10 protein-coding genes are annotated in these 12,032 nt (G+C 70.3%); 4 read left to right on the top strand and 6 right to left on the bottom strand.

Annotation, left to right across the window (positions count from 1 at the left end; all coding sequences use genetic code 11):
* Positions 1-100 precede the first annotated feature (100 nt).
* Positions 101-850 carry a DinB family protein gene (locus O1R50_RS05480; RefSeq protein ID WP_270108893.1) on the top strand — a complete coding sequence of 250 codons (750 nt, stop codon included), beginning with the start codon at positions 101-103 and terminating at the stop codon, positions 848-850.
* 42 nt (positions 851-892) lie between these two features.
* Positions 893-1,432, top strand: coding sequence for a GNAT family N-acetyltransferase (locus tag O1R50_RS05475; protein ID WP_270108892.1), 540 nt, complete (start codon positions 893-895; stop codon positions 1,430-1,432).
* A gap of 18 nt (positions 1,433-1,450) precedes the next feature.
* Here the strand turns inward: O1R50_RS05475 and O1R50_RS05470 are convergent, their stop codons facing one another.
* Positions 1,451-2,038, bottom strand: a complete 588-nt coding sequence (locus tag O1R50_RS05470; protein WP_270108891.1) for a DinB family protein — start codon at positions 2,036-2,038, stop codon at positions 1,451-1,453.
* An 84-nt stretch (positions 2,039-2,122) separates the two neighbouring features.
* Here O1R50_RS05470 and O1R50_RS05465 point away from each other — a divergent pair, with 84 nt between their 5' ends.
* A complete protein-coding gene (locus O1R50_RS05465; protein ID WP_270108890.1) occupies positions 2,123-2,713 on the top strand; it encodes a hypothetical protein in 591 nt (196 codons plus the stop codon).
* A 61-nt stretch (positions 2,714-2,774) separates the two neighbouring features.
* Here O1R50_RS05465 and O1R50_RS05460 read toward each other — a convergent pair whose 3' ends face one another.
* The 3 genes from O1R50_RS05460 to O1R50_RS05450 all read right to left on the bottom strand — a co-directional run bounded on the left by O1R50_RS05460 (position 2,775) and on the right by O1R50_RS05450 (position 9,233).
* Positions 2,775-5,666 (bottom strand): tetratricopeptide repeat protein, encoded by a 2,892-nt coding sequence (locus tag O1R50_RS05460; protein WP_270108889.1) that lies wholly within the window; start codon positions 5,664-5,666, stop codon positions 2,775-2,777.
* Positions 5,667-5,745: 79 nt separating this feature from the next.
* A complete protein-coding gene (locus O1R50_RS05455; RefSeq protein ID WP_270108888.1) occupies positions 5,746-7,506 on the bottom strand; it encodes an ABC transporter ATP-binding protein in 1,761 nt (586 codons plus the stop codon).
* Positions 7,503-9,233: an ABC transporter transmembrane domain-containing protein gene (locus O1R50_RS05450; RefSeq protein ID WP_270108887.1), complete on the bottom strand. Its 1,731-nt coding sequence runs from the start codon at positions 9,231-9,233 to the stop codon at positions 7,503-7,505. The genes O1R50_RS05455 and O1R50_RS05450 overlap by 4 nt, the downstream gene beginning before the upstream one ends.
* A gap of 160 nt (positions 9,234-9,393) precedes the next feature.
* Between O1R50_RS05450 and O1R50_RS05445 the strand changes: the two genes are divergently transcribed.
* Entirely contained in the window at positions 9,394-10,089 is a 696-nt protein-coding gene (locus O1R50_RS05445) for a class I SAM-dependent methyltransferase (protein WP_270108886.1), read from the top strand.
* Here the strand turns inward: O1R50_RS05445 and O1R50_RS05440 are convergent.
* Both O1R50_RS05440 and O1R50_RS05435 read right to left on the bottom strand, forming a co-directional pair.
* A complete protein-coding gene (locus O1R50_RS05440; protein WP_270108885.1) occupies positions 10,086-10,754 on the bottom strand; it encodes a response regulator transcription factor in 669 nt (222 codons plus the stop codon). The two genes, O1R50_RS05445 and O1R50_RS05440, sit on opposite strands and share 4 nt — an antisense overlap.
* A complete protein-coding gene (locus tag O1R50_RS05435; protein ID WP_270108884.1) occupies positions 10,751-11,857 on the bottom strand; it encodes a sensor histidine kinase in 1,107 nt (368 codons plus the stop codon). Before O1R50_RS05435 ends, O1R50_RS05440 begins: the two co-directional genes overlap by 4 nt.
* Positions 11,858-12,032 lie beyond the last annotated feature (175 nt).

The raw sequence follows: 12,032 nt of genomic DNA, 5'->3' as shown, positions 1-12,032 counted from the left end.
GCAGTCCGGGGCCCCGGAGTCAAGCGATCTTGCCGACGTCACGATCCGGGGTGTCGGTGCCCGTCAATAGACTCGCGCACAGGCCACGAGAGGAGCAGCCATGGCAATGTTCAACCGGTCCGACGATCTCGAGGGCGCGGAGTTCACCGAGGTGAATCTGCGCGGTGCCCGATTCGTCGAGTCCGACCTGTCCGGCGCCGTGATGCGCGGGGTCGAGGTCAAAGACGCGGACATCGATTCACCATGGCTCTCCGAGGGCCAGCGCTTCCATGTCAACGGCATCGACGTGGTCCCGTTCGTCGAAGCCGAACTCGACCGCCGCTTCCCCGGCCGTGCCGAGCGGCGCTCCGAATCTCCGGAAGGCCTGCGCGCGGCCTGGGCCAAGCTCGAACACACCTGGGCGGCAACGGTAGAGCGTGCCGGGGCGATGCCGCCCGGCACGGTCGACGTGTCGGTGGACGGCGAATGGTCGTTCGCCCAGACACTGCGGCACCTGGTCTTCGCCACGGACCTGTGGCTGGGGCTAGCGGTCCTCGGGGCCGATCAGCCCATCCACCCGATCGGACTGATGCACGTCAGCGCCGAGGACGATCCCGGCCAGGGCAGGTGGGCCTTCGTACGGGACACGCCGTCGTACGCAGAGGTGCTCGAGGTTCGGGCCAGTCGCGTTGCACTCGTGCGCGACTTCCTAGCCGCGGTCACCCCTGGCGAGCTGGCCACGCCGCGCCCGAACCCGCACCACCCCAAGTACGAGGAGACCACGCTCTCCTGCCTGCACACGATCCTCGATGAGGAGTGGGAGCACCACCGGTTCGCCGTGCGCGACCTCGACGCCATCGAGGCGGGCTGAAACCGGTTTGCTCAGGTCCGATCCTCTGACTAGGGTCGCGCCATGGAGATACGTGAAGAGACCGCGGGCGATCACGAGGCCGTCCGGAGCGTCCATGAGCTGGCGTTCGGGGACAGCGGACCGAAGGTCGCGGACTTGAACGACGCGCTGCGGGAGACCCGGGATGCGCTTTCGCTTGTCGCCGTGGACGATGGACAGGTCGTCGGCCACGTGATGTTCACGTCCAGCCTGCTCGACGCGCCGCGCGAACTGGTCAGGGTCCCGGTGCTCAGCCCCGTCGGCGTGCTGCCCGAGCGCCACGGCCAGGGCATCGGATCGGCGCTCATCCGCCGAGGACTCGAGATCCTGGACGAACGCGGTGAGCCGCTCGTGTTCCTCGAAGGCCACCCCGGGTTCTACGCGAAGCTCGGTTTCAAAGCGGCCGGCGAACTCGGCTTCCGCAAGCCGTCGCTGCGCATCCCCGATGTCGCGTTCCAGGTGTATCTGCTCGCGGCGTATCAGGACTGGATGACGGGAACGCTCGTCTACTCGCAGGCCTTCTGGGACCACGACTCGGTCGGGCTGCGAGACCCCGACGCATAGTGCCCCGGATCGAGCCCGCTATCGCCCGGCGGCCCTGCGGGCGCTCTGTTCCAGGCGGTTGCGGTAGTCGGCCCACCATGCCTCGCCGCCCTCGGGCAGACCGTTGAAATCGGGGCGCAGCCCGACGGTGCCGTCGATGAGCTCGCGGACGATGTCGGCATGGCCGCCATGGCGGTTGGTCTCGCCGATCATGAGGACGATCATCTGGTGGAGCGTGACGTCGGCGCTCTCGGCGGGCCACCAGGGGACCGTGCCGGGAGCGTCGAGGCCGAGGGCATCGATCGTGGCGTCCGAGTGGGCCCAGACTCGGCGGTAGAAGTCGATGACGTCCGCGCTCGACTCTTCTGCCCGAACCCACATGTCAGTGTTGGGTTCGTCCGGGTCGTCGGCGAACCAGGGCGGCGGATAGGCAACAGGCCGACCGAGGACCTCGCCCAGGTACCCGGCTTCGATGCCGCCGATGTGCTTGACCAGGCCGAGCAGGTTGGTGCCGGTCGGCGTCATGGGACGGCGCAGGTCGTATTCACCCAGGCCGTCGAGCTTCCACAGCAGGCTTTCGCGGGCATTGCGGAGGTCATGGTGCAGCCGCGCCTTCGTGTCGGTCATGGTTGCGATCGTGCCACTGAGGTGCGACACCTGCGCCGTTTTCGGTGGACCGCAATGTCGGACCCGGCGGGTAGCGTCCCCGGCATGGGTGAGATCCAGACTCGGCCGCTGCGCGACCGGAACGAGCTCGTCGCATTGCTGCGCAAAGGCTTCGGCTTGATCGAGCCAGCGGTTCCCCAGCTTCGGTACCGGCTGGTCGGCACAGGTTCGGCCTGCCTGCAGGGTGTCGACCTCCCGGTCGGCGACATCGACATACTGCTGGCCCGGCGAAGCGACCTCGACGCGATCGCCGCGGCGCTCGCGCATCTGCCGTGCGTGACCCCGCCGCAATGGATCGAGGTCTCCCGCCAGTACTTCGCCTGCTACAGCCTCGACGGCGTCGGCTTCAGCTTCAGCACCGTGGAAGCCCCCATCGTCGAGGACGGATGGGAGTGCATGGGCCCCGGCCCCTGGCGGCACTACGTGACCGTGGACTGCGACGGCCTTCGCGTCGACTGCGTGCGACTGGAACTCAGGCTGCCCAGCGAGTTCAACCGCGACCGGCCCGACCGGTATCGGCCGCTGCTGGACCACTTCGCCGCGCACGGGGCGGACCTCGACCTCCTGCGGCAGAGCCTGACCGTGGGCAATGTCGGCGAACCGTTCTTGTCAATGGCCGGCGGCCTGCGGCCGTGAAACGCATCTGCAGAGGCGCGGGCCGGTCGAACGGGTGGCGATCGACCGGCCCGCAACGCGGCTAGGAGCCCGCTGCCTCGTATTCGTCGTAGTCGTGCCTCATGCGGTCCAGCTGCTCAGTGATCATCTGCTTGACGGGCTCGTGGTCTTCGAGGCCGAGGCGCTTGATGGCGTCGGTCGCGGCGGCTTCCCAGTCGTCCGGGTTTTCTCCTTGCGCCTCAAGGCAATCAAGGAGCTGCGAGACGGCCTGCGCGCCGAGCGACCCGTCGAACTCGCCATCGAGGAGGACGCGCAGGGCCTCCTCGTTGAGGGCCTGGCATTCCTCCGGTGTGCCCAGGCCGCGGGCATCCTGTTCGCCGACGAGCATGTTCGCGTGCTGCATGAGGGTCTTCGCGAGTTCGTGGCGGCAGGCCTCCCGGTACCCGGGAGGAAGTTCGGCGTCCTGCCAGTGCTCCCGCAGCTCCGCTGCGAGCGTGCGCATTCCGGCGGTCACGGGCTCGCCTGTGCCGTGCCGGAGTTCGACCCACATCGCCGCGCGGGCCGCGTTGGCCGCCGTCGGGAACGCGCCGAGTTCGCGCCAGGCCTGCATGGAGCGTCGATAGGTCAGGATCGCGTCGTCGAATTCGCCGATCCGTTCGAGCAGCGTTCCGGCCAGGTGCGCGATGCGCGCGAAATAGGTCCGGTCCCGGTGCGCGAGTCCGCCGTCCATCAGTTTCAGGGCTTCGAGCGCTTCGTGGAGGGCGGGCCGGAGCTCCCTGAGCTGGTGGTACGACTCCGCAAGGCAGCCGTGCGAATCGACCAGTCGCCAGTGCTCGTGCTCATGCATCTCGGGCAGGTCGGCGAGCGCCGCCTCGAAGATCACCACCGCCTCCTGGTGGCGGCCCTGCCGGGCGAGCGCGACGCCGAGCAGGTGGCGGGCGACGCCCGCGCAGCCGCGTTCCCCGGCCTGGTCGTAGTAGTGCGCCGCCTGGATGGCATGGGCTTCGGCCTTGGCCGGGATGCCGAGGTTGGTCGTGCATTCGGTGATGGTCAAGTGCAGCACGGCGAGTGCGAACGGGTGGGACCCCGGTCCGGAGTTGGCGAGCCCGGTTTCGGCGACGCGAATCGCCTCCTCGAAGCTGCCGGTTCCATTGAGGATGCTTCCGTACTCGATGGAGCAGGAGAAGAGCTCCTGGCGGTGCTCTCCTGCCGATGCGAGTTCGAAAGCCTTTCGGAACGCGTGCAGGCGAGGCTCGGGTTCGTTGACGCAGCCGGCGAAGTACATCGCGAGCTGCGTCCGGGAGAGGGTGTTGCGGCGGTTCTCGGGAGCGGCGGCGAGTTCGGCGTCGAGCGCTTCGACCTGGGCCAGCAGTTCGGGCCCGGGTTGTGCGCCCGTGGACCGGCAGTGCAGCAGCAGGGCGCTGAGCGCCGCCGCGCGTGCCCTGAACGCGAAGACCGGTTCGGTCGCGGCATGGGCGGGCGCCTCGGCGAGGACTTGAGCGGCCACCTCCGGAATGCTCTCGACGTCCTCTTGGAGTCTCCAGTGGAGCGTGGCGGCCAGGTTCGCGAGGGCTCGGCCCGGCTGTCCCGCTGCGGTGAATCGTTCGCGGACTTGCGCCGCGAGTTCGAGGGAGTGGTCGAGGCCCTTCGACTCGTCGATCCGGCCGAGCAGGACGTTCGCCTCGTCGGCGGGTTCGAGTTCGACTCCGAGCGCTTGAACGAGGCGGTCCACCGCCTTCCAGTGGTCCATGACGTCTTCCGCGAACGCGTCGTTGGCAGCCCGCGCCTTGACGAGGGCCGCCTCGAGCGCTTCCAAGGACGCGGCCTGCGGTTCCGGCATCACCGGTTCGGGCGCAGGCGGAGCGGCGGTGAAGGTCTTGAGTCCGAGCGGCACATGCGGATACGTCCGCTCGGAATCGACGGCCAGCTGCGATTCGCGCGAGACCGCGTCGGTGCCGTTGCGGCGGTCGTAGCGTTCGCAGATCGCGCGGCGTTCGGTGTCGGCATGCGCGTACAGCTCGTCGGCGTTCCATCGCCGCCCGCCCGGGCCGGTGAGCTCCGTGTCCCCGAGCCCTCGTGCGCGCAGCGAACCGCAGACGACCTGGACGCCTTCGAGGAACGTCAGCAGCACATCGGGTTCGAGCCCGAGCTGGAAGCAGCGGGCGTGCGCGTCCAGGATCTCGACGGCGCGGGCCTCGTTGCCGGTGAGGGCGCAGAACCGCATGTGCCGGGCGATGATCCGGACCATGTCGTCGTTGTCGCGGCTGATCCGGTACCCGTGCAGGTGGTTCGCGCGGGCTTCGTCGAGCCGCCCGAGCGCGGCGAGGGGCAGCAGCGACCGGGCGAGGGTCGCGTGGGGCTCGTGCGCGCAGCGCAGCTCGCCCTTGAGGATCGGGCTCCAGTCGGCCAGGGCCCGCTCGTAGTCGTCGCGTTCGATCGCGATCAGCCCGAGGGTGTTGCAGCGGCAGGCCTCGCAGTTGCTCATCGAGTCGGGCTCGGTGGCGAGCATGGCTTCGGCGGCCCGGGCTGCCCGCTCCTTGTCGCCGATGTGGAGGTACAGCCAGTACTCGGACTCGTGCACGGGATGGAGCGAGTGGCCGGCCTCGGCGTACCGGCGCCGCATCTGCGCGATGGCCTCTTCGATCGACGCGAGCGGCACGTCGGGGTGGTCGGTCATCTTGCTGACCACCCACTTGAACATCCAGTACAGGCGCCGGATCAGCTCAGTGTCGAAGTGCTCGGGCTCGGTGTCGTAGTTGTGCAGGAACTTCGCGTACGGCACGAGCAGGCGCGTGGCGTCAGGTGAGAACTCGTAGGAGTTGATGAGGGTCGCGAGGGTTTCGTTGACCAGCGGCCTGTCGCCTTCCGCCTCGGCCGCTTCGAGGTGCAGCTCCAGCGCGGCGGAGCGGGCCTCGCCTCTGAGGGTCCGGCGGATCTGGTCGAGGCGCTGGCGGAGGTCGTCGCTTTGGTGCATCGGGTCATCCAGTTGTATAAGAGCGGTCGGGGTGTCAGCAGTGTGCCATGTGTACACCGCCGGTCAGACGCGACCTGAGTCAGCCGTGCCAGCGCTGCCAGAGGGCGGCGTACGCGCCGTTCTTTGCGATGAGTTCGTCGTGGGAGCCGAGTTCGGTGATGCGGCCGTGTTCGACGACGGCGACGCGGTCGGCGTCGTGGGCGGTGTTGAGGCGGTGGGCGATGCTGACGACCGTGCGGCCCGCGAGGATGCGGTTGAGTCCCTGCTCGATGTCGCTGGCGGCGTTGGGGCTCAGCATGGAGGTGGCCTCGTCGAGGACGATCACCTCGGGGGCGGCGAGGATGACGCGGGCGAGCGCGACCTGCTGGACCTCGGCCGGGGTCAGGGCGTGGTCGCGGCCGCCGACCACCGTGTCGAGGCCGTCGTCGAGGCGGTCGGGGAGGTCGCCCGCACCGACCACGTTCAGGGCCTCGCGCAGCTGCTCGTCGGTGGCACCCGGCGCGCCGAGGCGCAGGTTGGAGCCGAGGGTGTCGTTGAAGAGGTGGTACTCCTGGGTCGCGAGGATCACGAAGCGCCGCAGCATGGTCTCGTCGATCTCGCGCGTCTCCGCGCCGCCGACCCGGACCGTGCCCTCGTTCGGCTGGTGGATGCCCGCCATGAGCCGCGCCAATGTGGACTTTCCGGCGCCGGTGGGCCCGACGAGGGCGAGGCGCTCGCCTCTTCGCAGCGCGAGGTCGACTTCGCGCAGCACCGGCTTCTCCGGGGTATAACCGAAGGTCACGTCTTTGAGCTCGATGATCTCGTCCTCATCGCGGTCCGGCCTCGCGTCCCCGGCGACGGTCTGCTCGCCGCGCACGCCGATGAGCCGCGCCAGCGAGATCGTGCCGTTCTGGACCCATTCGAGCGAGAGGATCATCTCGATCGCCGGGGCGACCGCGAGCTGCATGATGAGCACCACGGTGGTCGTCTGCGCGATCGTCAGGTACCCGGTCGCGGTCAGGACGCCGCCGAGCAGCAGCGCCGTGAAGCAGGGCAGGAACGCCGAGAAGTCCAGCACAGGGAACAGCGTGCCGCGCAAGCGCATCGACCGCATCTGCGCACCGAACAGCTTGTCCACCGCCAAGTCGGTATGCGCCACGCGGCGATCCTGCCAGCCGAGGGCTTCGACGGTCTTGACGCCGTCGATCGTCTCGGCCACAGCCGAAGTCAGCTCGGCCTTGGCCGCCTGCACGTCGTGGAAGATGTTGAACGCCCGCTTGAAATACCAGCGCAGCACCAGCACCATCGGCGGCACCGCGACCAGGATCGCCGCGCCGAGCACCGGCGAGACCCAGAAGGCCCCCGCCACGTACACGAGCACCGTGATCAGCCCGGTGAAGAACTGCGGCGCGGCCTGCACGAGCGAATGCTGCACCTGGGCCACGTCGAGGCTGGTGCGGGACAGCAGCTCTCCCGTCCCGGCCGCCTCGACCTGGCCAGGCGGGAGGGCGAGCGTTCGCTCCATGAACTCCTCGCGCACGTCGGCCACGATCTGCTCCGACAGCACCGCGAGGTTCCGGTACGAAGCCCACGTCAGGCCCGCCTGCGCGAGGACCGCGGCGAGGATCAGCGGGATCTGCCACCGCAGGTCCGAGCCCGGATCGGTCGCGCCGCCGCGGGCCCAGGACGCGAACGCGTCGGTCATCAGACCGACGATGTACGGCGTCGACATGCCCGCGAGGGCCGCGCCGATCGTCAGGGCCACAACGAGACTGAAGCGCATGCGGTGGCGGCCGATGAGCACCCGCAGGTACCTGCGGGTCTCGGCCGGGGTCGCGATGGGGAGCGTCGTCCCGCTCATCGGGTGACCGCCTCTCGGTACTCGGCGTGGTGCAGCAGTTCGGCGTGCGTGCCCGCGACGACCGCGCCGTTGAGGAAGTGGACGCGGTCGCAGACGGCCAGGAGCTGCGGGGAGTTGGTGAGGATCGCGGTGGTCCGGCCCCGGCGGTGCCGGGCGAGCCGATCCGCGATGCGGGCTTCGGTCTGGGCGTCGCACGCGCTGGCCGGATCGTCGAGGATGAGGATCTCAGGGTCGGCCAGGAGCGCGCGGGCGAGGATGAGGCGCTGGCGTTCCCCGCCGGAGAAGTTGCGGCCGCGTTCGCCCGCAACGGTGTCGAGATCGTAACCGCTGGTCGGGACGTCCGCGCTCTCGATGAGCGAGGGGTCGACGCCGACGATGTCGACGGCGGAGGCGGTGTGGAGGGCCCGCATGATGTCGGCGTCCGTGCGGGCGCCGTCCACGTCGAGCTGGTCGCGGAGCGGTCCGCTGAAGAGTTGTGCGCGGGCTTCGAGCAGGTGGAGGTGACGCCGGACCGTGGCGGTATTGAAGGCGTCCAAGGGGATCGAGCCGATGCGGGCACTTTCGCCGGTCTCGCCGTAGCCGCTGAGGCGGTCGAGGAGTCCGGTCGCGCCCTTGCCGTCACCGGTGGCGATGCCGGTGATCAAGCCCGGCTCGAGGGTGATGCCGCTGGCCGGGTCATGCAGGGGTTCGCCTGCGGGCCAAGGGCACTCGTCATCGGTTTCGGGTTCGGGGTGCTCGTCCTGGAGCTTCTGGAAGCGCCCGGAGGCGACGATGGCCCGGGTCAGGGCGTCGACGCCTTGGATGGTGTACCCGAGCGGCCGGGTGAGCGCGACCAGGTACCCGAAGAGCGCCACGAACTCGCCCGCGGTGATGGTGCCGTTGAGGGTCATCTCCGCGCCCATCCACAGGACGAGCACGAGCAGCGTGCCGGGCAGCGCGAGTCGCGCGAATTCGAGGCCCGCGGCGGTGCGGCGCACCTGCACTCCGGCGCGGCGGGACGCCTGCGAGGCGGCCTTGTACCGGCCGATGAAGTGCGCTTCGCCGCCGATGCCGCGCAGGACGCGGAGGCCCGCGACGGCGTCGGTGCCGATGCCGGTCTGCTCGCCGATGCGGGTGCGGAACTCGCGTCCGCGCGCTTCGAGGCGAAGGAACAGCGGCCGCAGGAGCATGAACATGGCCGGGACGCCGACTCCGGCGGCGAGTACGAACCACCACGAGAGGGTGGCGAGGATCGCGAGCGCGAGGATGAACGCGAGCAGCGCGGAAGCCAAGCGGCCGAACATCATCGAGACCGAGCTGAGGGCGTGCGCGTCGGCCGCCGAGATGGCCACGAGCTCGCCCGCGTCGGCCCGCGACCTGATGCGCGAGCCGACCGCGACGACGGTGTCGACGAGGCGCCGCTGGACCCGGAAGTCGGTGTCCATGGCGGTGTACATCATGTAGTAGAAGCTCGCCACTCCCGTGGCCGTGGCGATCCCGATGCAGGCCATGAGGGCCGCCGACCACCAGTAGAGGGCGGTGCGGTCGCCCGCGACGAGGCCCGTGTCGACCGCGCGTCCGACCACGAAGGGCACGAACTGCTGGCAGCCGAGGAACGCGAACGAGACGACCGTGCTCATCGCGAGCATCCGCCACTGCGACCGGAAGAGCCAGCCGATGACGGCGACCGCCGGTCTCGGGTGCGCGAGGGGTCCGCCCGGGTCGCGTGGGGGAGTGAAGCGTGCCATCTGCTGTACTTTCGGTTCGGGGATGCGCGAAAGAACGCTACCGGTTGCCCGTTACGAGGCGACACTCTTTTTTCAACCCTTGGACAATGCGGATCACGTCCGTTGCTGCCCGGCCCGAAAACGGCTGGCGCGGCGCCCTGCGCTCCGGGATACTGTCCCGATGCCTCCAGAGACCGCCTACCACGGCGCGCTCGGCGATGCCTTCGCCGCCCATTCCGCGACCGGCGCGTACAACGCCTACATCGACCGGCCCGCGATGCTCGGCCTCGCCGGAGACGTGACCGGCCGGCGCATCCTCGACGTCGGCTGCGGCCCAGGCCATTACGCGGCGGCGCTCCTCGAACGCGGCGCCTCGGTGGTCGGCATCGAAGGCAGCGCCGAACTCCTCGCCCACGCGAAGGAGCAGGTGGGGGAGCGGGCCGAACTTCGGCAGCACGACCTGGAGCTGCCGCTCGACTTCGCCGAGGACGCCTCCTTCGACGCGGTCCTGTGCGCCCTCGTCATCCACCACATCACGAACCGAGCCGCGCTGCTCGCCGAGATCTTCCGCGTCCTCAAGCCCGGCGGGCGGTTCCTGATCTCGACCACGCACCCGGCCGCGGACTGGCGCCATTTCGGCGACTCGTACTTCTCGGACGAGTGGGTCGACCTGCACGTCCGCGAGGGACTGCCGCCGATCCACTTCCAGCGCAGCACGGTCGAAGGATTCATCGGCGACCTGCTCGAGGCGGGCTTCGCCCTCGAGCGGCTGATCGAGCCCCGCCCAGTGCCGGAACTGGAGGCGGTCGACCCGGAGGCGTTCGCGGAGCTCAGCGCGCGGCCGTCGTTCCTGGCGGCCCGGCTGCGCCGTCCCTAGTCGGCGAGCCCCGCGTCGTTGACCAGCAGCGCGAGCTGCACGCGATTGTCCAACCCCAGCTTGCTGAGCGCCGCCGAGACGTGGGTCTTCACCGTGGGGACGCTGAGGTGCAGCGCGGCCGCGATCGCCGCGTTCGAGCTGCCGCGCCCGACCTCGACGGCGACTTCGGTCTCGCGGGTGTTCAACGCGCCCAGGCGTTCGCGGGCCTCACCGCGGCGGTCGACGGGTGCCCCGCCCGCGACGATGCCGATCAGCCGCCGCGTCACCTCGGGCGACAGCACCGGCTCCCCGGCCGCGACGCGGCGCACCGCCGCCACGATCTCGGCGGGCGGCGTGTCCTTGAGCAGGAACCCGCCCGCCCCGGCGCGGAGCGCCCGCCGCACATGCCCGTCGGCCTCGAACGCGGTGAGCACCAGGACTTCCGGCGCGTTCGGCGCGGCCCGCAGCCGCTCGGTCGCGGTCAGCCCGTCGACTCCGGGCATGTGCAGGTCCATGAGCACCACATCGGGCCGCAGGCGCGCGACCAGCTCCGGCACGTCGGCGCCGCTGCCGGCCTCGCCGACCACGTCGAGGTCCCCGGCGCCGCCGAGGATCATCCGCAGTCCGGCGCGCACCAGCGGATCGTCGTCCACGACCAGGACTTTCACGGAGGGCTGCTCGTTCATGCGGTCCAGGGTAGCCACGAGTGCACCCGCCAGCCCCCATCGGCCACCGGTCCGTATTCGAGTCGGCCGCCCGCGAGCGCGGCCCGCTCCTCCAGGCCGATGAGGCCGTGCCCGGAGCCTGGGCCGGTGTCGCGGCCCGGGCCGTTCAGGACCGCGACGCTGAGCCCGACATCGGGCCGTCCCTCCACAGTGATCTCCACTGGTGCGTCTTCGGCGTGCTTGCGGGCGTTCGTCAACGCCTCCTGCACGATCCGGTAGGCGGTGCGACCGGAGCGCTCGGGCACCTCGCCCTCGACATTCACCTGGAGCCCGATCCGCATCGCGGGCCGGGCCTCCTCGACGAGCGCCTGCAGGTCGGCCATGCGCGGCTGCGGCAGCTCGCCGATCGGGGCGCGGAGGATCGCGATGATCTCCCGCAGGTCCCGCATCGCGAGCTGCGACTGCTCGCGCACGACGCCCGCCGCCCGCGCCAGCTCCTCGGCCGGGGCGTCGGGCCGGTACTCCATGCCGCCCGCGTGCAGGCTCAGCAGCGACAGCCGGTGGCCGAGCATATCGTGCAGCTCGCGGGCGAGCTCGTCGCGCGCCCGCTGGCGGGCCCGCTCGCGCTCGTCCCGGTCCGCTTGGGCCGCACGCGCTTCCAGCTGCCGCCGGTACCGCACGAACAGGCCCCAGCCGGCGACGGCCGCGTGCAGGGACACCGCGAGGGCGATCGAGGCGACGAGGCCCATCTCCTCGGGTCTGAGGACTATGTAGACAGCCGAGGACGCGAGCGACCCGGCGTACACCCATGCGGCGGTGCGCAGCGGCCGCCGCACGACCACCGAGAAGAGCATCACGAGCAGCGGGAACGCGATGGTTTCCGCATACGCCGATGCGACGACGAGCGCCACCGCGGCCTGCGTCGGCCAGCGCCGCCGCATCCACAGCAGCGGCAGCGCCAGCAGCCCGGTCGCCATGTCGACGTCGAACAGCCAAGCGGGCGAAGGCATCTCGGAGCTGAGGCGTTCCCCGGCGATGAACAGCCACGCGAACACCCCGACGGCCAGCACGCCCAAGTCCACTGTCAGGCCCCGCGCCCCGCGCCTCGTTCCCTCACCGCTCATGGGCCCGAACCTATCCGCCCCGGGCTTCGGAAGCGAGGATCGGCGACCGATCCGATACTTTCGTCGGCCCGCGCGGTCCGTCGGTCGCGCCCCGGGCCCGCGGCGCGATGCCTTGGACGGGCCGTTCGCTACCGACAACCGATGCCCCGGACCAGCTCCCGCCCATAGCGTCGAG

The organism is Glycomyces luteolus, assembly GCF_027622875.1.
Lineage (GTDB): Bacteria > Actinomycetota > Actinomycetes > Mycobacteriales > Micromonosporaceae > Glycomyces > Glycomyces luteolus.
Note: the sequence above shows the minus strand (reverse complement) of the source record. Positions and strands in the feature narration are given on the sequence as shown.

What these genes read in the sequence shown, in the direction of transcription:
- O1R50_RS05480 (WP_270108893.1), top strand. Translation starts at nt 101, where the DNA reads ATGGCAATGTTCAACCGGTCCGACGATCTCGAGGGCGCGGAGTTCACC.
- O1R50_RS05475 (WP_270108892.1), top strand. Translation starts at nt 893, where the DNA reads ATGGAGATACGTGAAGAGACCGCGGGCGATCACGAGGCCGTCCGGAGC.
- O1R50_RS05470 (WP_270108891.1), bottom strand. Translation starts at nt 2,038, where the DNA reads ATGACCGACACGAAGGCGCGGCTGCACCATGACCTCCGCAATGCCCGC.
- O1R50_RS05465 (WP_270108890.1), top strand. Translation starts at nt 2,123, where the DNA reads ATGGGTGAGATCCAGACTCGGCCGCTGCGCGACCGGAACGAGCTCGTC.
- O1R50_RS05460 (WP_270108889.1), bottom strand. Translation starts at nt 5,666, where the DNA reads ATGCACCAAAGCGACGACCTCCGCCAGCGCCTCGACCAGATCCGCCGG.
- O1R50_RS05455 (WP_270108888.1), bottom strand. Translation starts at nt 7,506, where the DNA reads ATGAGCGGGACGACGCTCCCCATCGCGACCCCGGCCGAGACCCGCAGG.
- O1R50_RS05450 (WP_270108887.1), bottom strand. Translation starts at nt 9,233, where the DNA reads ATGGCACGCTTCACTCCCCCACGCGACCCGGGCGGACCCCTCGCGCAC.
- O1R50_RS05445 (WP_270108886.1), top strand. Translation starts at nt 9,394, where the DNA reads ATGCCTCCAGAGACCGCCTACCACGGCGCGCTCGGCGATGCCTTCGCC.
- O1R50_RS05440 (WP_270108885.1), bottom strand. Translation starts at nt 10,754, where the DNA reads ATGAACGAGCAGCCCTCCGTGAAAGTCCTGGTCGTGGACGACGATCCG.
- O1R50_RS05435 (WP_270108884.1), bottom strand. Translation starts at nt 11,857, where the DNA reads ATGAGCGGTGAGGGAACGAGGCGCGGGGCGCGGGGCCTGACAGTGGAC.